Raw genomic sequence first — 17,684 nt, forward strand, 5'->3', positions numbered from 1 at the left:
CCCCGCGGACCTCGCCCCGGCGGCCGCGGCGACGGGCGCCGTCGACCTGCTGCTGCCCGCGTCCGCCCCCGGCCGCGCGGTGCCGGCCGCCCTGCCGTGGCCGGGACCGCCGCCGGAGATCGCCGTCGACCTGCACGGGAACGGGCCGCCGAGCCACCGGCTGCTCTCGGCCCTGCGGCCGGGCCGGTTGCTGGCCTTCGCGCACCCGGACACCCCGGAGGTCGAGGGCCCCGCCTGGCGCCCCGACGAGCACGAGCGCGAACGCTGGTGCCGTCTGCTGCGCTCCTACGGCATCCCGGCCGACGCGGCCGACCTGGCCCTCCCCCGCCCGGCCGGCCCGTCCCCGGCCCCCGGCGCGGTGGTCGTCCACCCGGGCGCGGCCTCCGCGGCCCGCCGCTGGCCGGCCGCGCGGTACGCGGCGGTGGTCCGTGCGCTGCTGGCGGCCGGTCACCGGGTGGTGGTCACGGGCGGTCCCGGGGAGGAGGACCTGGTGGCCGAGGTGGCGAGGGGCGGGGCCGAGCCGCTGGCCGGCGGGCTGGCCTTCCCCGCGCTGTCCGCGCTGGTCGCCGAGGCGCGCGCGGTGCTCAGCGGGGACACGGGCATCGCCCACCTGGCGGTGGCGCACGCGACCCCCAGCGTCACCCTCTTCGGTCCCGTCCCTCCCGCGCTGTGGGGCCCGCCGCCCGCGCCGCGCCACACGGCCCTGTGGCACCCGGGCCCCCCGGGCGACCCGCACGGCCGACGGCCGGATCCCCAGTTGCTGCGCATCGGCGTCGAGGAGGTCGCGGAGGCGCTGGCGGCCCACGCGGAACGAACCGCGCCTCCCGTGGTGGCCGCGCCCCCGGCCAGGCGGCACCCTGAAGGCAACGGGAGAACGCGGGGGACGCGACAGGAAGGCGAACCGCCATGATTCCCACCAACCCCGACCCGGACCCGGCCCGCACGCCCGGTCTGGAGCCCGGCGGCGGCGTACCGCCGGGCGAGACCCCGCCCGGCGAGGACAGCACGGGCGGGGCCGGCCCCCGGGAGACCTACAACCCGACCCGCGGCTGGGCGAAGGGCCCGCTCATCGCGATCGGCACGCTCGTGCTGGTCTTCGTCGTCACGGTGATCATCTGGGCGGCGCTGATCTGACGCGCCGGGGCACGGCGCGGCTGCGCCGGTTGTCGTACCGGCGGCCGTGACTGACGTGCGTCACATACGCGTCACATGCGCGCCCGTCGCGGTCCGGGGCGACAGCGACGCGCAGCCTCCGCCACGCCGTCGCGGTGGGTCCGGGCGCCCTGCGGACGGGGCGAAACGATTCCGGGACCGTCCCGCGCCCCGGGCCCCCGGAGCGGTCAGGCCGCCGTCTGGAAGGCAGGTTCCGGCACGGCGACCGGCGGGGCCGGACGGGTGGACGCCGTGCGCTGCCGGCGGCGGGCCAGTGCGCCCGCGGCGATGACGGCCGTGATGACCACACCGCCGATCACGAGCGCACCGCGCTCGCCCGCGCCCTGGACGAGCAGGCCCAGCAGCGGCGGGCCGGCGAGGCCCCAGGCGGTGCTGACGCTGCGCCAGACGCCGAGCACACGGCCGCGCATGTGCGGCGGCGGATCGGTCTGGAGGACGGTGGTGGTCGCGGTGTCGGAGACGGACTCCACGATGGCCATCGGGATGACCATCACCAGCAGCATCATCAGCATCGGGCTCAGGCCCGCGGCGATCTGGAGCAGCGCCCCGGCGGCGGCGAGCAGCGCGACGAGTCGCACGGTCGGCTTCTGCAGCCGCCCGGCCACCACGGCGCCGACGATGCCGCCCGCGGCGAGCAGCGCGGAGACCAGTCCGTAGGCCCCGGCGCCGCCGTGCAGCGGGCCGGTGACCAGGGTGGCGAGGGTGAGCTGGTAGTTGCGGCCGAGGACGGCGCTGACCGCGGCGATCACGGCGAGGGCGACCAGGGTGCGGCGGCTGAGGAAGAACGCCAGACCACCGCGTCCGGCCGTGGCGCCCTCCTCCCGCGGGGCGGCCTCGGCCGCCGCCCGGGCGTCCGGGTGGAGGCGCAGGAAGGGGATGACCGCGGTGACGAAGAGGAAGGACACGCCGTTGACGGCGTAGGCGCCCGCCGTCCCGATGGTGGCGATGCCGACGGCCGCGAGGCCGGTGCCCGCCAGCCGGCCGACGCTGTGCACGACCGAGCCCAGGGCGATCGCCGAGGGCACGTCCTTCTCGGGGACGAGGTCGTTGCCGAGCAGCGACGTCGCCGGACCGTCGACGGTGGCGATCAGTCCGGTGACCGCGGCGAGGATCATCAGGACGGGCACGGTCAGCATGCCGAGGCCCACCAGCGCCGCGGTGGTGAACGCCACCAGCGCCAGCAGGGCCTGGCTCACGGCGGCGGTGAGCTTGCGCGGCAGACGGTCGACGACGGCACCGCCGAGCAGGCCGAACAGCAGGCCGGGCGCGGCCTGTACGGACAGCGAGAGGCCGGTCGCGGCGGCGGACCCGGTCAGCTGGAGGACCAGCAGGTTCTGCACGGTCAGCTGCATCCAGGTGCCGAGGTTCGACACCAGGTTGGCCGCCGACCACCAGCGCATGCTGCGGCCGCGCAGGCAGCGCCACGGCGACCGGTCGCCCTTGGCGCCCGCCGAGCGGCGGGCGAGCAGGGCGCGGACCGGGCGCACGCGGGGGGCGGGGTCGGTCGTGGTGGCGGCGGCGGGCTGGGCTGGCGTGGGGCGCAAGGGTCCGGTCCGTGGGGGTAGGGGGCGGCGGGCCGGCACGTTTCGCGCCCCGGGCGTCCGGGCGTCGAGAACCCCGCCGGGCGGAGTGCGCGGGGCGGGGGCCGGGAGGCCGGCAGCGGCCCGCCGCGGGGGGCGGTGCTCCGGCGTCCCCGACATCGTCACAAGCGCTTCCCCGCCGGGAGAAGCGTGAGGGTTGTGCGGTGGGTCACCACGGGTGAAACCGCAGGTGGCGGGCGTGGTCGCGGGGCAGTGGGCCGGGTCACAGTGGGGGTGCCCCGGGCCCTCCCTTTCACCGTTTCTTGCGGGGGCGAGCCCCCGCACCCCCAGAAGCGCGCTGCGCGCTCCCCCAGAGGGGGTACCCCCAGTCCTCAAACGCCGGACGGGCTATTCAGCCCGTTGGGGGTGCCCCCTCTGGGGGAGTTTGAGGACGCGCGCCGCAGGCACGCTCACCGGGGGTCCGGGACCTCCCCGGGAAACGGCGAAAGGGCGGGGATGGGGCCGCTCACTCCAGCAACCGGCCCGCCACCCGCAGGGCGTCCGGGCCGGCGCCGGCGGGGACCCAGCGGGACGCGTCGCAGCCGTCCTCGTCACGGGTCATGGCTCGGCCCGCTGGTTGTAGCGGCGGGCGGCGCGGTCGTTGAGGACGGTGAGGCGGTCGACGGCGGCGGAGCCGAGCCTGCGGGCGGCCTGCCGGCCGGGCACGTCGTGCGCGGGTCCGGGGCCGCCGCGCGGCAGCAGCCGGGCGCCGAGGGTGAGGGCGCGGGTGGTGGTGGCGGGGGCGATGCCGTGCAGGCGGACGGCGGCCTTGGCGACCGGGGTGAGCACCAGCTCCGGGCGGCGGCGTTCGGCGGCGCGGACGATGGCGCGGGCCGCCCGCTCGGCGCTCATCGAGAGCAGCGGGAGTCCGGAGGAGACGGCGAACCAGGCGTATTCCCTGGTCGGTTGGCCGCTGAAGCGCGCGGCCGTGTGCGATCCGGTGCGCATCAGGCCGGGCAGGACGGTGGTGACGCTGATGCCGTCGGCCGCGAGTTCCGCGCGCAGCCCCTGGGAGAGCCCGGTGAGCGCGAACTTGGCGCCGGCGTACGGCAGGAGGTGCGGCGCGGCGACCCGGCCGCCGAGCGAGGCGATGGTGACGATGCGTCCGTCGCCCTGCTCGCGCATGGCCGGAAGGGCGGTCAGGACCAGTCGCAGCGGCGCGAAGTACATGGTCTCCATGGCGTCGCGGAAGTCCGTCTCGGTCATCGCGGTGACGGGCCCCACCTGGATGTTCCCCGCGTTGTTGACGAGGATGTCGATGCCGCCGAACGCGGCCGTCGTCGCGTCGACGAGCCGGCGGGCGGCCGAGGGGCCGGTGACGTCGCAGGCGAGGGCGCGGACCTGGGCCCCTTCGGCGCGCAGCATGCGCTCGGCGCGGCCCAGTTCCTCCCCGTCGCGGGCGCAGATGAGCACCTTGCAGCCGCGGCGGGCCAGTTCGCGGGCGATCAGCAGGCCGAGGCCCCGGGAGGCCCCGGTCACCAGCGCGGAACGGCCGTCCAGGCGGTCGTGGGACGGATGCGTCATGGAACTCTCCTAGCGCTCGCGTCTCGCACTTCCCTCCAGTTTCTCCCGGGGGCCGCGGTCCCGCCCGGGGGCCGTCGGGCGGCTACTCGCCGACGGCCTGCTGCATCCGCACCCGCAGGAAGTGCAGCAGGTCGGAGCCGGTGAGCGCGGTCAGGGCGGCGGTGGCCAGCCGGGTGGGGCGCGGGGCGAGGACCAGTCCGGCGGCCAGGCCGGTGACGATCCACATCCCGGTGCAGAACGGGCAGGTCAGCAGCTCGCCGACCACCTTGCGGCCGCCGCTGCCGCGGACTTCCTCGTCCAGTTCCGCAGGGCCGGTGGTGCCCCGGAAGCGGGTGAAGGGCGCCCGCAGCGGGCTGGTCACCGGGTCCTTCGCCACCAGCCGGGACAGCCGGTGGGTGGCCCCGGCGCACAGCAGTACGTCCCAGGGGCCGGGCTCGGGCACCGGGCGGCGGGCGAGGCGGGCGACGCCGGCCAGCGCGGCGATGCCCGCGACGTAGACGCCCATGGCGCCCGCGTAGCCGCCGACCGGGTGGTCCGCGCCCCCGGTGTAGGCCTCGCGTTCCTCGTCGGCGGCCCGTCGCAGGCGGTCGTGGGCGTCCCCGGGACTCGGCATGGCTGCCTCCTGATCGTCACACGCGTCGGTCGGGTCGGTTCGGGGCCCGTGGCGGGCCCACGGTGGCACGGGGCGGTGGCCCGCGCACGTCGGCCGGTCACGGCCGTTTCCCGGGCGGGCCCGGGGGTACGCTCCCGGCCCCGCCCCGCCGGAAAGGGTTCTCGCCATGGCCGCGCGCAAACCTCCCGTCCGTCCCGTCGTCTGGCGGCCGCCCCGGCCGTCCCGGGCGCACCGCGGCCGGGTCCCGCTGCCGCCGGTGCGCCGGCTGCCGCTCGGCGGCACCGGCCCGGAGGACGTCCGCCGGGACGAGGCCTCGGGCAGGCTGCTGACCGGGGTGGCGGACGGCCGGATCCTCTCCGTGGACCCGGAGGGCGGCCCGGTGCGGACGCTCGCCCGCACCGGGGGCCGCCCGCTCGGTCTGTGCCCGCTCCCCGACGGGCGTCTGCTGGTGTGCGACGCGGAGCGGGGCCTGCTGCGCCTCGACCCGGGGTCGGGACGGACGGAGACCCTGCTGGGCGCGGACGGCGGTCCGCTGCGGGTGTGCAGCAACGCGGTCGCCGCGCCGGACGGCTGTGTGTACGTCAGTGACGCGAGCGCCCGGTTCCCGCTGGAGCACTGGATGGGCGACCTGCTGGAGCACTCCGGCACCGGACGGCTGCTCCGGTACGAGCCGGGGGCCGCGCGGCCCGAAGTGGTGCTGGACGGGCTCCAGTTCGCCAACGGCGTGGCCCTGGCGCCGGACGGGTCCTTCGTCGTGGTGGCCGAGACGGGGGCGTACCGGCTGACCCGCGTGTGGCTCACGGGCCCGCGGGCGGGCCACCGCGATGTGTTCGCCGACGCCCTCCCCGGCTTCCCCGACAATCTGTCCACCGGCCCGGGGGGACTGATCTGGGTGGCCCTGGCCGGCCCCCGCGAGCCCGCGCTGGACCTGCTGCACCGGGCGCCCCCGGTGTTCCGGCGCGCCCTGTGGTCGCTGCCGTCGGCGCTGATTCCTGGGCCGCGGCCGACGGCCTGGGTGATGGCGCTGGACGCCGCGGGACGGGTGGTCCACGACCTCCGGCGGCCGGGGCGCGGGTACCGGATGGTGACCAGCGTGTGCGAGCACGCGGGGCGGCTGTACCTGGGGAGCCTGGTGGAGTCGGCGGTGGGGGTGGTGAGGGTGTGACCGCCCCTCCCCGGGAGGGGCCTCCCCGGGAGGGGCGGGGATCAGCGTCCGAGCGCCCGCTTGAGTTCGTCCTTGGTCATGTGCGACCGCCCGTCGACGTTCTTCTTCTTCGCCTCTTCGTACAGCTGGTCCCTGGTCGGGCCCTTGGCCCCCGTGTGCGACCGCTGGCCGCCGCGCTTCGAGGACGACATGTCGCGCAGCGATGTCCGGCTGGCCGTCTTCGACTCGCCGGCGCGGGCCCGCTCCTTGTTGACGGTGCGGCTCGCGATCTCCTTGGCGCGCTTCTCGCTCGCGCCCCGTGCCTCGGCGCTGTCCTTGATGTGCTCGTACTGCCGCTCGCGCTTGGGGCTGGATCCTGCGGGCATGGTGCCTCTCCTTCGCTTCCGTCGCTCGTGCCCCCCTCGGCTCGCCTGCCCTCACCGTGCCACGCCATGCGGGACCCCGCCGGGGGAAGGGGACCGACCGGGGGCCCGCTCACTTCCGGGTGCGGTAGCGGTACAACGCCCAGGCGGGCAGGGCGAACCAGCACAGGACGAACCACACGACGAGCCCGGCGACCACCCACGGCACCACCGGGCTCCGCAGGGCGACGCGCAGGATGAGCAGCAGGGCCGAGGTGACGGTGGCCAGGAGCAGCACGAGGCCGACGACGGTCAGCCGGGACACCCAGATGACGGTCTCGGGCTTCAGCCGCCGTCCGGTGACGATCCGGTGGAAGGAGACCGGGCCGATCAGGGACCCGGTGGTGGCCGCCCCGAGGACGACGGTGATGACGTAGATGGTGCGGTCCGCGGAGTCCAGGGTGGCGAAGCGCGGGGTGAAGACCACGGTCAGCAGGAAGCCGAAGAGGATCTGTACGCCCGTCTGCGCGACGCGCACCTCCTGCAGGAGCTCGTTCCAGCGCCGGTCCGCGCGTTCCTCCGGGGACTCGTCGCGGCCCCCGCTCCGCGCACGGGCGTCGCGCTCTCCGGGCGTGGGCATGGGGCGTCCTCCTCTGGCCACGGGCGGGTACCCGCGCGCCCTCCCGGTATGCACGCCCCGGGGCGGCGCCCGTTCCGCTCCGGGTGCCCCGGCAGCCCCCGCACTCCGGTGTTCCGGACGCGACCGATCAGGACAAAACGGATCGGACGGAGGACACTGGAGGTGCACAGGCCGCCCCAGTGGCGGGCGACCGACAGGAGGTGATCACTGTGGTGCCGCTGCTCCTGGTCCTGATCCTCGCGATCGTTCTCTTCGGCGCGGGCTTCGCGGTGAAGATTTTGTGGTGGATCGCGCTGGCCGTGCTGGTCATCTGGCTGCTCGGCTTCCTCGTCCGCTCCGGCGGAGGCCGGTGGTACCGCTGGTAGCGCGGGCCCGCGTCCGGGGTGCCCGGACGCGGGTCACCGGAGGCGGGCGGTGAACGACCGGAGTACGTCCGGCCGTCGGGCCGCGTGCGGTCAGCCGCGCTCCAGACGGGCGAACGGACTGTCGTCGAGCCCCGCCAGCAGCGCCGCCGGATCGCGGTAGACGGCGACCGCCCCCGCCTCCTCCAGTTCGGCGCGGCCGATGCCGCCCGACAGCAGCGCGACGCAGTCCACTCCCGCCCGGCGGGCCGCGCGGACGTCCCACACGGTGTCGCCCACGAACAGGGCCCGTCCGGGCTCGGTCCCGGCCTGCTCCAGGGCCTGGCACACCGGGTCCGGGGCGGGTTTGCTCGCCTCGACGTCGTCGGCGCTGGTGGCGGCCAGGATGGCGTCGTCCGCCCCGATCGCCCGCCGCAGCGCGGCCAGTTCGGAGCCCTGGGCCGAGGTGGCGAGAACGACGCGCCAGCCGCGCCCGGCCAGGGCGCGCAGCAGGTCCGCGGCGCCCTCGGCCACCGGCAGACGGTCGAACCAGGTCGCGTAGAGGGTTTTGTGCGCGGCGCCGATGGCCTCGTCGGCGTCCCGGTCGCGGTCCTCGCCCAGCAGCCGGTCCAGGAGACGGACCGAGCCCATTCCCACCGTGTGGTGGATGTCGGTCATCGCGACCCGGTGCCCCGCTTGGTGCAGCGCCTCCCACCAGCTCACGGTGTGCAGGTAGTTGGTGTCGACGAGGGTGCCGTCGACGTCGAGGACGGCCGCGAGCGGCCGGTCGCGGGTCATGCCGCGGCCCCGGGCCGCAACAGGGTCTTGACCATGCCGTCCTGCTTGGCCTGGAAGGTGCGGTAGGCGTCCGGACCCTCCTCCAGCGGCAGGGTGTGGGTGGCGAAGCCCTCGACGCCGAGCGGGTCGGCGTCGTCCAGCAGCGGGAGGATGTCGTCCACCCAGCGCCGGACGTTGGCCTGGCCCATGCGGAGTTGGAGCTGTTTGTCGAACATGGTCATCATCGGCATCGGGTCCAGCATCCCGCCGTAGACGCCGGACAGGGAGACTGTGCCGCCGCGCCGTACCGCCTCGATCGCCGTGTGCAGCGCGGCCAGGCGGTCCACGCCGGCCCGGTCCATGAGCTTCTCCGCCCAGGCGTCCGGCAGCAGCCCGACGAGCTGCTGGGCCGACTTCCACACGGGCGCGCCGTGCGCCTCCATGCCGACGGCGTCGATGACGGCGTCGGTCCCCCGCCCCTCGGTGAGGTCCCGGATGGCGGTGACGACGTCGTCGCCGCGCTCGGTGTGGGCGCGCAGGTCCAGGGTGGTCACCCCCCGCGCGGCGGCCCGCGCCAGCCGTTCGGGCACCAGGTCGACGCCGACGACGAGGCCGGCGCCGCGGTGCAGGGCGATGCGGGCGGCCATGTCGCCGATGGGCCCGAGGCCCAGGACGGTGACGCTGCCGCCGGGCGGGATCGCCGCGTACTCGACGGCCTGCCAGGCCGTGGGCAGGACGTCGGAGAGGTAGACGTACCGTTCGTCCGGCGGCCCGTGCGGGACCTTGACCGGCAGGGTGTTGCCGAACGGCACACGCAGGAACTCGGCCTGCCCGCCGGGCACCTGGCCGTAGAGCTTGCTGTAGCCGAACAGCGCGGCTCCCTTGCCGCGCGAGCGCACCTGGGTGGTCTCGCACTGCGACTGGAGGCCCTGGCCGCACATGAAGCAGGTGCCGCAGGACACGTTGAAGGGCACCACGACGCGGTCGCCGGGGGCGACGGCGGTCACGTCCGGGCCGGTCTCCTCGACGATGCCCATCGGCTCGTGGCCGAGGATGTCGCCGGGGTCTAGGTAGGGCCCGAGGATCTCGTAGAGGTGGAGGTCGGAACCGCAGATGCCGGTGGAGGTGATGCGGACGATGATGTCCGTGGGCTCCTCCAGCCGGGGGTCGGGGACCGTCTCCACCCGGACGTCCCGCTTTCCGTGCCAGGTCAGGGCCCGCATGGTCGTCTCCTTCGTGCCGCCTCGTCGCCGAAGGCCGGATTCCGGGTCCCGGGTTCCCCGGCGGCGGACGGGCAAACCGCGCACCGGCCGGGCGGGTGGGGCCGAACGGACGAACCCCGGGTGCGGGCCCGGGTACCGCCACCGCGTCAGGGAATCCGTCTCCTCATGGCGAACCCTTCCGGCTCACCCCTGCTCCAGGGGGATCCCGAGTCCTACTGGCTGTCCACCGTCCCTGCCGGCCCGGACTCCGCGTACCCCCCGCTCTCCGGCACCGGGACCGACGTCGACGTGGTCGTGGTCGGGGGTGGCGTCGCCGGGCTGAGCACCGCGTGGGAGCTGGCCCGCGCCGGACGCTCCGTGGCCGTCCTGGAGGCGGACCGGATCGCGGCCGGGGTGACCGGGCACACCACCGCCAAGGTGACCGCCCTGCACTCCCTGGTCTACGCCCGGCTGCGGCGCACCCGCGGCCCGGAGGGCGCCCGGCTGTACGCCCGGTCGCAGCTGGAGGCGGTCGAGCGCGTCGCCGAGGTGGCCGCGCTGCTGGAGACCGACTGCGAGCTGGAGCGGCGGCCCGCCGTCAGCTATGTGACCCGTCCGGAGGGCCGGGCCGCGGTGCGGGAGGAGGTCAACGCCGCGACACAGGCCGGGCTCGACGCCGTCTACGTGGAGCGGACCGGGCTGCCGTACCGCGTCGAGGCGGGTGTGCGGCTGGACGGCCAGGTGCAGTTCCACCCCCGCAAGTACCTGCTCGCCCTCGCCCGGGACCTGGTGGCGCGCGGCGGGACGATCCACGAGCAGACCCGCGTCACGGGCCTGGACGAGGGCTCGCCGTGCCGGGTGACGACGGCCGACGGCGCCGTGGTCACGGCCCGGGACGTGGTCGTCGCCACCCACTACCCGGTCTTCGACCGCGCCCTGCTGTTCGCCCGGCTGTCGCCGCGCCGGGAACTGGTGGTCACCGGCACGATCCCCGCCGAGCAGGACCCGGAGGGGATGTACATCACCGAGGAGGGCGGCAAACGGTCCGTCCGCACGGCGCCGTACGCCGACGGCCGGCGGCTGCTGATCGTCACCGGGGAGAGCTTCGCGCCCGGCACGGCCGACGTCGCCGCCCGCTTCGAACGGCTGGCGGCCTGGGCCCGGGAACACTTCCCCTCGGTCGTCCTCGGCCGGCACTGGGCGACCCAGGACAACGACTCCACCGACACCGTCCCCCTGGTCGGTGCCTTCCATCCGCGCGCCCGCCACACCTGGGTGGCCACGGGCTTCGGCGGCTGGGGCATGAGCGGCGGCGTCATGGCGGGCCGGCTGCTGGCCGATCTCGTCGAGGGCCACCGTCCACCGTGGGCCGGCCTCTACGACCCGCGGCGGCTCCGCACCCAGCTGCGCGAGGCCCCCGCCTTCCTCCGGCACCAGGCCGGGGTCGCCCGGCACTTCGTCGGCGACCGCCTCCGCCCGGGCGGCGCGGACACCGTCGCCGGCATCGCCCCCGGCACGGGCGAGGTGGTGCGCCTCAAGGGACACCACTGCGCGGTCTACCGGGACGAGGACGGCGCCCTCCACGCGGTCTCCGCCCGCTGTACGCACCTGGGCTGTCTGGTCGCCTTCAACACGGCGGAACGGGCCTGGGAATGCCCCTGCCACGGTTCCCGCTTCGCCCCGGACGGCTCGGTCCTCCAGGGCCCGGCGGTGCGGCCGCTGGAGGAGCGGGACATCGGGGAGTGAACCGGCGCCCCGGTCTCAGTGGGCCGAGAACCCCCCGTCCACGAAGACCGCCTGCCCCGTGACGTACGCCGAGGCGCGGCTCGCCAGGAAGACGGCCGCGCCCGCGAAGTCCCCGGCGAGGCCGTTGCGGCCGACGAGGGTGCGGGCGGCGAGGGCCTCGACCTTCTCCGGGTCGGAGGAGAGCCGTTCGTTGAGCGGTGTCATCACGAAGCCGGGGACGAGGGCGTTGCAGGTGACGCCGTACGGCGACCAGGCCTCGGCCTGGGAGCGGGCGAGGGATTCCAGGGCGCCCTTGGAGACTCCGTAGGCACCGCTCCGCACGAACGCGCGGTGGGCCTGCTGGGAGGAGATGTGGATGATGCGGCCGAAGCCGCGCCCGGCCATGCCGGGGCCGAACCGCTGTCCCAGCAGGAAGGGCGCCTCCAGGTTCAGGGCCATGGTGGTGTCCCAGACGTCCTCCCCCAGTTCGCCCATCGGCGGCCGCAGGTTGACGCCGGCGCTGTTGACGAGGATGTCGGGCTCGCCGAAGAGCGCGGCGGCCTCGTCGGCCGCGGCCCGGACGCCGTCACGGGTGCCGAGGTCCGCGCGGACGCGGGACGCCCGGCCGCCGTGGCCCTCGATCTCCCGGACGGTGGCGTCGAGTCCGGCCTCCCCGCGGGCGGCCACCACGACGGCCGCCCCGGCGCGGGCGAGGGCCACCGCGACGGCCCGGCCGATGCCCGAGCTCCCGCCGGTCACCAGGGCGACCCGCCCGTCCAGGGCGAACAGTTCCGAGAGGTAGTCCGGTGTGCTCATGACCCGCACCCTAGACGGCGGCGGGCGGTGGCCCGCCGGGGGTCAGAGGTGGCCGGGGGCCGCCTCCGGCTCGGCGTGGCCCACCGTCCGGCGGCGGGCCGGGCTGCGGCCGTGCGGCTGGTCGGGCGCGGGCCGGACGGGCAGCTTGGGCACCTCGCGGGACTCCGGTGCGGCGGGCACGACCGTGAGCGGTTCGCCGTAGTGCCGGATGTCCAGGGTCTCGCCCTCCAGCAGTGTGTACGTCGTGGTCGTCCCCGTGATCTCCACCCGCAGCCGGCGCTGCCTGACCTGCATGGTGAAGGCCAGCCGGCCCAGCTGCTCGGGCAGCCGGGGGGCGAACGCCAGGCACTCCCCGTAGTCGCGCATCCCCCCGAACCCCACGACCAGGGCGAACCAGGTGCCGGCGAGCGACGCGATGTGGATGCCGTCGCGGGTGTTCCCCTCCAGGTCGGAGAGGTCCATCATGGCCGCCTCGCCCAGGTAGTCGTAGGCCAGCCGCATGTGTCCCACCTCGGCGGCCATCACCGCCTGGCCGCAGGCCGACAGCGAGGAGTCGCGGACCGTCAGGGCCTCGTAGTAGGCGAAGTTGCGGGCCTTCTGCTCGTCCGTGAAGGCGTCGCTGCACATGCACATGGCCAGGACGAGGTCCGCCTGTTTGACGACCTGTTTGCGGTAGAGGTCGAAGTAGGGGAAGTGGAGCATCAGCGGGTACTGGTCCTCCTTGGTTCCCGCGAAGTCCCACACCTGGTGTCCGGTGAAGCCCACCGACTGTTCGTGGACGCCCAGTTCCTCGTTGTAGGGCAGGGTCATCCGGTGGGCGGCGTCCCGCCAGGCCGCGGTCTCCTCGTCGTCCACGCCCAGGGTCCCGGCGGTGTCCGGGTGCCGTTCGGCCGCGGCGGCGGCCTCCCGCAGGTTCCGCTGCGCCATCAGGTTGGTGTACAGGTTGTCGTCCGCGATCGCGCTGTACTCGTCCGGGCCGGTCACCCCGTCGATGTGGAAGTCGCCGTGGTGGTCGTGGTGGCCCAGCGAGCGCCACAGCCGGGCGGTCTCCACCAGCAGCGGCAGGCCCACCTCCCGTTCGAAGACGACGTCGTCGGTGGCGGAGACGTAGCGCACGGCCGCGTCCGCGATGTCGGCGTTGACGTGGAACGCGGCCGTACCGGCGGGCCAGTAGGCCGAGCACTCGTCGCCGTCGATCGTCCGCCACGGGAACGCCGCGCCCTGCAGCCCGAGTTGGCGGGCGCGTTCCCGGGCGGCGGGCAGGGTGCTGAGGCGCCAGCGCAGGGCCTGTTCGACCGCCTGGGGCGCGGTGTAGGTGAGCGCGGGCAGGACGAAGGTCTCGGTGTCCCAGAAGCAGTGGCCGTCGTAGCCGGGGCCGGTCAGGCCCTTGGCGGGCAGGGCGCGGGCCTCGCCGCGGGCTCCCGCCTGGAGGACGTGGAAGAGGGCGAACCGGACGGCCTGCTGGATCTCGGCGTCGCCGTCCACCTCGACGTCGGCGCGGGCCCAGAAGTGGTCCAGGTACTGGCGCTGTTCCTCCAGCAGCCCCCGCCAGCCGGTGCTGACGGCGCCCGCGAGCGCCGCGTCCACCTGGTCGTGCACGGCGGGCACCGAGCGGACGGCGGACCAGCCGTGGGCGACGAACTTCTCGACCCGCAGCCGCTCGCCCGAGCCCAGCCGCGCGGCGACGGTGAGCCGGCTCAGGTTCTCGCTGCTCTCCGCGGACGTTTCGATCTTCCCGGGCCCGTCGACCACGTGGTCCGCCGAGACGGCGACCTTCAGGTCGCTGCGGCCGGTGCGGTGCAGCAGCCGCAGCCGGGATCCGTGGGCGGCGCACTGCTCCGGGACCAGCGGGTCCTTGACCCGGGCCGCGGTCCTGGGGTCGCCGCCCAGGTCGGGCAGCTGCTCGTTGGCGACCAGCTCGGACTGGACGACGATCCGGACGTCGCCGTCGAGCGGCTCCACCTCGAAGGCCACCGCGGCCACCGCGCGCTGGCTGAAGGAGACCAGCCGGGTGGAGCGGACGCGGACGCTGCGCCCGCTGGGCGAGGTCCACTCGGCGGTGCGCTGCAGCAGTCCGGTGCGGAAGTCCAGCACCCGTTCATGGCGGTGGAGCTTGCCGTAACGCAGGTCGAACGGCTCGTCGTCGACGAGCAGCCGGATCACCTTGCCGTTGGTGACGTTGATGATGGTCTGCCCGGACTCCGGGTAGCCGTAGCCCGCCTCGGCGTTCGGCAGCGGGCGGAACTCGAAGACTCCGTTGAGGTAGCTGCCCGGCAGTCCGTGCGGCTCCCCCTCGTCCAGGTTGCCGCGCCAGCCGATGTGGCCGTTCGAGAGCGCGAACACGGACTCGCTCTGCGCGAGGACGTCCAGGTTGAGCTCGGTCTCGCGGAGGCACCAGGGCTCGACGAGATAGGCCGGATGAGTGATCACGTTGTCTCCCCCAGAAGGTCCGAAAGGTCGTCGACGACGAGGTCGGCGCCGTGCCGGCGCAGCGCCTCCGCCTGGTCCGCCCGGTTGACGCCCACGACGCGCCCGAAGTCGCCGGCCCGGCCGGCCTCCATGCCGGCCAGGGCGTCCTCGAAGACCGCGGCCTCGGCCGGGGCCACGCCCAGCGCCTCGGCGGCGGCGAGGAAGGTGTCGGGGTGCGGCTTGCCCGGCAGCCGCCGTTCGGCGGCGACGACGCCGTCGATCCGGACCTCGAACAGGTCCTCGATCCCCGCCGCGACCAGGACGTCCCGGCAGTTGGCGCTGGACGAGACCACGGCCCGCCGCAGACCGGCCGCGCGGACGGCCTCGACGTAGCGGACCGAGCCCGGGTACACCTCCACGCCCTCCTCCTTGATCTTCGCCAGCACCAGGGCGTTCTTGCGGTTGCCGAGGCCGTGCACGGTCTCCCGGTCGGGCGGGTCGTCGTCGGCGCCCTCGGGGAGGGTGATGCCGCGCGAGGCGAGGAAGGAGCGCACGCCGTCGGCCCTCGGCATGCCGTCGACGTATTCGTCGTAGTCGGCCACCGGGTCGAACGGCCGGAAGTCCGGTCCGTCGCGCCGGGCCAGATAGGCGTCGAACATCTCCTTCCAGGCAGCGGCGTGGACGGTCGCCGTACGGGTGAGCACGCCGTCGAGGTCGAACAGGCAGGCGCGGACGGTGGCGGGCAGGCCGAGAGCGGTCACGGTGTTCCCCTTTCCCGGGTTGCCGCCCCGCCTGCCCAGGGGACGGGTGAATCACTCGTTCGCTTTCGCGGGGTACGGGCCCGCGCGGACGGCGCACCCGCTCGGGCCGCCCGTCCCGTCGCGGCAGGGACCGGCTCGCCTACGGCGATGTGCCGCGGCCGCTCATGGATCCGGCGGACCGCCTCTGCGGTCTCCTCGGCAGACGGGAGCTCCATCGCGTCTTGTCGGCACCGGCGGGCGGTAACGTGCCCGGGTGCCCGGACGCCCCGGCCGGAAGTGGCACGGGAGCGTCGGAGAAGCTGCTGGAAGGGCTGATGCCGGATGTCCGTACTGCCCGCGGGTTCCCGCCCGGTGCGGGTGCTCGATGTGACGAGTGCCGAGTACCGCCGGGCGTTCGAGCTGTTCCTGGCCGGGACGGATGAGAAGTCGCTCACCCACGGTCTCCTGACCGAGGTCGTCGGCGAGCTCGCGCGGCGGCGGGTGTTCCTGGACGTGGGTGCGGGTGAAGGGGGGACCACCGCCTGGCTGAGCCGGTCGTTCGAGCGGACGGTGGCCGTCGAGCCCAACGCGTCCATGCGCGAGGAGCTGCACCGGGCGTGCCCCGACGCCGTTGTGGTGGCCGAGCCCCTCGACCGGGCGGAGCCGGGCGTGCGGGCGGACCTCGTCCTCCTCTCGCACGTGCTGTACTACCTGCCCGAGGAGGAGTGGCTGCCCACGCTGGAGCGGGTCTTCGGGTGGGTGGCCCCCGGCGGCACGCTCCTGGTCATGCTCCAGAACCCCGGCAACGCGTGCATGCGGATGGTCCGGCACTTCACCGGGGTCCGTTTCGACCTGCGGCCCGCCGTCCGGCGGCTCCTGGAGCGGCAGGCGGAACGGGTGGCCGGCTGGTCCGTCGACACGCTCGACAACCACTACCGGGCCGGCCGCCGGGAAGACGCCCTGGATACGGCCGAGTTCATGGTCAACGTGCCCACCCTGCGGGACCTCGACCCGCTGCCCGCCCGCGCCGAGCTGGCCGCGTATGTGGACGAGCACTTCGCCCGGCCGGACGGCACGTACGTCATCGGCCACGCGCACGACGTCCTGCGCGTCCGCCGCGCTCCGGAGCCGGACGGCGGCTGAGCCGCCGGGCCCACCGCGTCGCCCCCCGGGCTCGTACCGGTCCGGGGGGCGACAGGGTGCGGGGATCAGACGACGGGAACGAAGAAGGGTTCGTTGTCCAGGATGCGGTCGTTGGTGTACCAGCGTCCGAGCCGGTTCCCGGCCTCGCCGTTGTCGGCCTTCAGCACCCAGGCCGCGGACCACCAGTTGTGGTACTTGCCGTCGTACTGGGGCCTGAACCGCGCGGACCCCTCATAGGTGGAGGCGAAGGGATACTCGTCGCACTCCCACTTGCCGTTCTTGGGCTTTTCCGGCATGAACGGGCTGGTGCAGAACGCCCGTGTCTCGTAGCGGTTCGCCTTGTACCGGTCGTTCTGGTACTGCCCCGCGGACGGGGCCAGGCGGCGGAGCGGGTCGTCGCGGGTGGCTCCGGCCAGGCGCTTGCCGGGTGCGTAGGGGTCGGTGGCAGCCGGGTTGGCGCGGGCGCCGCGGATGTGCTCGGCGACGTCGTGGACGCCGTCGTCGTCCTCGTCGTAGGACATGCCGGGCCGCGCGCGGTCGAAGACCGAACCCATCTGCTCCCTGGGCGAGTTGGGTGCCAGGTACCAGGCGCTGTCGAACCGCATGCCGCCCTCCCGCCCGTGCGGGGAGCCGATGTCCTCGTACCCGGGGATGGTGATGTCGATCAGGGGTTTGAACACTCCCACCCCGATCTGCGGCCCGGCCCAGGTGCTCGGCGTTTTGGCGTCCGAGACCAGGTCCATGACGAACTTGTCGTTCTGGCGCAGGGTGGAGACGAGCGCGGTGCGGCCGTTGCGGCTCCCGGGGTGACAGGCGGCGTCGTTGCGCCGGTGGTTGACGTACCCCTTGCAGCTCATCTTCACGGACAGGGTGGCCGGTTCCGTGCGGTAGGCGCCGGAGATCTTCTTCGGGTTGAGGCGCATGGTGAAGGAAGCCCAGCGATTGCTGCCCGTGCCCTTGTAGGGGCCGATCTTCCCGAAGCCGAAGAGCATGGGTGTGGCCACCAGGTAGCCCTTGACGCGGCAGCGGACAATCAGCTCGCATTCGACGGCGGCCCGTACGAACGCGTAGGTCTGGCAGTACGAGTAGCGGTTCTTGATCCACCCCTGCGGCCGGACCGCCTCGTCGAGGTGGGCCCGGCACTGCTTGGCGTTGATGTACTCGTAGGGGTCGGCCGGCTTGGATCCGTTGGGGAACCGCGAGCTGTCCACCACGTAGGACGCCGGCTGTTCGGCGGCCGCGGACGGCGGGGCCGCGGGGCCTCCCGGTGCGTCGACGGGCTTGAGTCCCAGTCTGTCGAGCGTTCCGTCCGGCGCCATGGCGTCGACGATGCGCTGCGGTGAGCGGATCAGAGCGGGATCGGTGACGATGTAGGTCCTGGTGAACTTGTGGGTCGGAGTCTTCTGTGCCACTTGGCCGGTGTCCCTGCCCGCGGCAGGAGCGCTGGTGACGGAGGGCCATATCAGGAGGCCCGCGGCGGCTATGACCGCGAACG

Annotated in this window: 17 protein-coding genes; 6 read left to right on the plus strand and 11 right to left on the minus strand. The window is 74.7% G+C overall.

The window, feature by feature from the left end; genetic code table 11:
• Both HN013_RS10130 and HN013_RS10135 read left to right on the plus strand, forming a co-directional pair.
• Positions 1 to 910 (plus strand): glycosyltransferase family 9 protein (locus tag HN013_RS10130; protein ID WP_171165350.1); only part of this gene is annotated, 910 nt, incomplete at its 5' end.
• Positions 907 to 1,134, plus strand: a complete 228-nt coding sequence (locus tag HN013_RS10135) for a DUF6480 family protein (protein WP_171165352.1) — start codon at positions 907 to 909, stop codon at positions 1,132 to 1,134. The genes HN013_RS10130 and HN013_RS10135, both read left to right, overlap by 4 nt.
• 206 nt (positions 1,135 to 1,340) lie before the next feature.
• On the opposite strand, the gene HN013_RS10140 is transcribed toward HN013_RS10135, so the two are convergent.
• The 3 genes from HN013_RS10140 to HN013_RS10150 form a co-directional block, all read right to left on the minus strand.
• Positions 1,341 to 2,660, minus strand: a complete 1,320-nt coding sequence (locus HN013_RS10140; RefSeq protein ID WP_171165713.1) for an MFS transporter — start codon at positions 2,658 to 2,660, stop codon at positions 1,341 to 1,343.
• 651 nt (positions 2,661 to 3,311) lie between these two features.
• Positions 3,312 to 4,277, minus strand: a complete 966-nt coding sequence (locus tag HN013_RS10145) for an SDR family oxidoreductase (RefSeq protein WP_171165360.1) — start codon at positions 4,275 to 4,277, stop codon at positions 3,312 to 3,314.
• Between the two features lie 82 nt (positions 4,278 to 4,359).
• Positions 4,360 to 4,890, minus strand: coding sequence for a DUF1360 domain-containing protein (locus HN013_RS10150; protein WP_171165362.1), 531 nt, complete (start codon positions 4,888 to 4,890; stop codon positions 4,360 to 4,362).
• 166 nt (positions 4,891 to 5,056) lie between these two features.
• Here HN013_RS10150 and HN013_RS10155 point away from each other — a divergent pair, with 166 nt between their 5' ends.
• Complete coding sequence (locus HN013_RS10155) at positions 5,057 to 6,055, plus strand: SMP-30/gluconolactonase/LRE family protein (protein ID WP_171165364.1); 999 nt, start codon at positions 5,057 to 5,059, stop codon at positions 6,053 to 6,055.
• A 41-nt stretch (positions 6,056 to 6,096) separates the two neighbouring features.
• Here HN013_RS10155 and HN013_RS10160 read toward each other — a convergent pair whose 3' ends face one another.
• Positions 6,097 to 6,420, minus strand: coding sequence for a plasmid stabilization protein (locus HN013_RS10160; protein WP_171165366.1), 324 nt, complete (start codon positions 6,418 to 6,420; stop codon positions 6,097 to 6,099).
• 109 nt (positions 6,421 to 6,529) lie between these two features.
• Positions 6,530 to 7,036 (minus strand): DUF6328 family protein, encoded by a 507-nt coding sequence (locus HN013_RS10165; protein ID WP_171165368.1) that lies wholly within the window; start codon positions 7,034 to 7,036, stop codon positions 6,530 to 6,532.
• A gap of 209 nt (positions 7,037 to 7,245) precedes the next feature.
• Between HN013_RS10165 and HN013_RS10170 the strand changes: the two genes are divergently transcribed.
• A complete protein-coding gene (locus HN013_RS10170; RefSeq protein ID WP_171165715.1) occupies positions 7,246 to 7,401 on the plus strand; it encodes a hydrophobic protein in 156 nt (51 codons plus the stop codon).
• Positions 7,402 to 7,491: 90 nt separating this feature from the next.
• Here the strand turns inward: HN013_RS10170 and HN013_RS10175 are convergent, their stop codons facing one another.
• Together HN013_RS10175 and HN013_RS10180 are read right to left on the minus strand one after the other, a co-directional pair.
• Entirely contained in the window at positions 7,492 to 8,175 is a 684-nt protein-coding gene (locus tag HN013_RS10175; protein WP_171165369.1) for an HAD family hydrolase, read from the minus strand.
• Complete coding sequence (locus HN013_RS10180; protein ID WP_171165371.1) at positions 8,172 to 9,377, minus strand: zinc-dependent alcohol dehydrogenase; 1,206 nt, start codon at positions 9,375 to 9,377, stop codon at positions 8,172 to 8,174. Before HN013_RS10180 ends, HN013_RS10175 begins: the two co-directional genes overlap by 4 nt.
• 165 nt (positions 9,378 to 9,542) lie before the next feature.
• Here HN013_RS10180 and HN013_RS10185 point away from each other — a divergent pair, with 165 nt between their 5' ends.
• Positions 9,543 to 11,102: an FAD-dependent oxidoreductase gene (locus HN013_RS10185; RefSeq protein WP_171165373.1), complete on the plus strand. Its 1,560-nt coding sequence runs from the start codon at positions 9,543 to 9,545 to the stop codon at positions 11,100 to 11,102.
• Between the two features lie 15 nt (positions 11,103 to 11,117).
• Here the strand turns inward: HN013_RS10185 and HN013_RS10190 are convergent, their stop codons facing one another.
• From HN013_RS10190 to HN013_RS10200, 3 genes are read right to left on the minus strand one after another with little or no spacing between them, the layout of a single operon-like run.
• Positions 11,118 to 11,897, minus strand: coding sequence for an SDR family NAD(P)-dependent oxidoreductase (locus HN013_RS10190; protein WP_171165375.1), 780 nt, complete (start codon positions 11,895 to 11,897; stop codon positions 11,118 to 11,120).
• A gap of 42 nt (positions 11,898 to 11,939) precedes the next feature.
• Positions 11,940 to 14,327 carry a glycoside hydrolase family 65 protein gene (locus tag HN013_RS10195; protein ID WP_171165377.1) on the minus strand — a complete coding sequence of 796 codons (2,388 nt, stop codon included), beginning with the start codon at positions 14,325 to 14,327 and terminating at the stop codon, positions 11,940 to 11,942.
• The gene (locus HN013_RS10200; RefSeq protein WP_171165380.1) at positions 14,324 to 15,067 is read right to left on the minus strand and encodes an HAD family phosphatase; all 744 of its coding nucleotides are present in this window, start codon (positions 15,065 to 15,067) and stop codon (positions 14,324 to 14,326) included. The genes HN013_RS10195 and HN013_RS10200 overlap by 4 nt, the downstream gene beginning before the upstream one ends.
• A 321-nt stretch (positions 15,068 to 15,388) precedes the next feature.
• On the opposite strand from HN013_RS10200, the gene HN013_RS10205 reads away from it, so the two are divergent.
• Positions 15,389 to 16,189: a bifunctional 2-polyprenyl-6-hydroxyphenol methylase/3-demethylubiquinol 3-O-methyltransferase UbiG gene (locus tag HN013_RS10205; protein ID WP_171165382.1), complete on the plus strand. Its 801-nt coding sequence runs from the start codon at positions 15,389 to 15,391 to the stop codon at positions 16,187 to 16,189.
• 65 nt (positions 16,190 to 16,254) lie between these two features.
• Here HN013_RS10205 and HN013_RS10210 read toward each other — a convergent pair whose 3' ends face one another.
• Positions 16,255 to 17,601: a hypothetical protein gene (locus HN013_RS10210; protein ID WP_171165384.1), complete on the minus strand. Its 1,347-nt coding sequence runs from the start codon at positions 17,599 to 17,601 to the stop codon at positions 16,255 to 16,257.
• Positions 17,602 to 17,684: the final 83 nt, after the last annotated feature.

Origin of the sequence: Streptomyces sp. I05A-00742, from assembly GCF_013055795.1 — a bacterium.
Lineage (GTDB): Bacteria > Actinomycetota > Actinomycetes > Streptomycetales > Streptomycetaceae > Streptomyces.

What these genes read in the sequence shown, in the direction of transcription:
- HN013_RS10185 (WP_171165373.1), top strand. Translation starts at nt 9,543, where the DNA reads ATGGCGAACCCTTCCGGCTCACCCCTGCTCCAGGGGGATCCCGAGTCC.
- HN013_RS10150 (WP_171165362.1), bottom strand. Translation starts at nt 4,890, where the DNA reads ATGCCGAGTCCCGGGGACGCCCACGACCGCCTGCGACGGGCCGCCGAC.
- HN013_RS10205 (WP_171165382.1), top strand. Translation starts at nt 15,389, where the DNA reads ATGTCCGTACTGCCCGCGGGTTCCCGCCCGGTGCGGGTGCTCGATGTG.
- HN013_RS10155 (WP_171165364.1), top strand. Translation starts at nt 5,057, where the DNA reads ATGGCCGCGCGCAAACCTCCCGTCCGTCCCGTCGTCTGGCGGCCGCCC.
- HN013_RS10160 (WP_171165366.1), bottom strand. Translation starts at nt 6,420, where the DNA reads ATGCCCGCAGGATCCAGCCCCAAGCGCGAGCGGCAGTACGAGCACATC.
- HN013_RS10190 (WP_171165375.1), bottom strand. Translation starts at nt 11,897, where the DNA reads ATGAGCACACCGGACTACCTCTCGGAACTGTTCGCCCTGGACGGGCGG.
- HN013_RS10180 (WP_171165371.1), bottom strand. Translation starts at nt 9,377, where the DNA reads ATGCGGGCCCTGACCTGGCACGGAAAGCGGGACGTCCGGGTGGAGACG.
- HN013_RS10135 (WP_171165352.1), top strand. Translation starts at nt 907, where the DNA reads ATGATTCCCACCAACCCCGACCCGGACCCGGCCCGCACGCCCGGTCTG.
- HN013_RS10165 (WP_171165368.1), bottom strand. Translation starts at nt 7,036, where the DNA reads ATGCCCACGCCCGGAGAGCGCGACGCCCGTGCGCGGAGCGGGGGCCGC.
- HN013_RS10175 (WP_171165369.1), bottom strand. Translation starts at nt 8,175, where the DNA reads ATGACCCGCGACCGGCCGCTCGCGGCCGTCCTCGACGTCGACGGCACC.
- HN013_RS10145 (WP_171165360.1), bottom strand. Translation starts at nt 4,277, where the DNA reads ATGACGCATCCGTCCCACGACCGCCTGGACGGCCGTTCCGCGCTGGTG.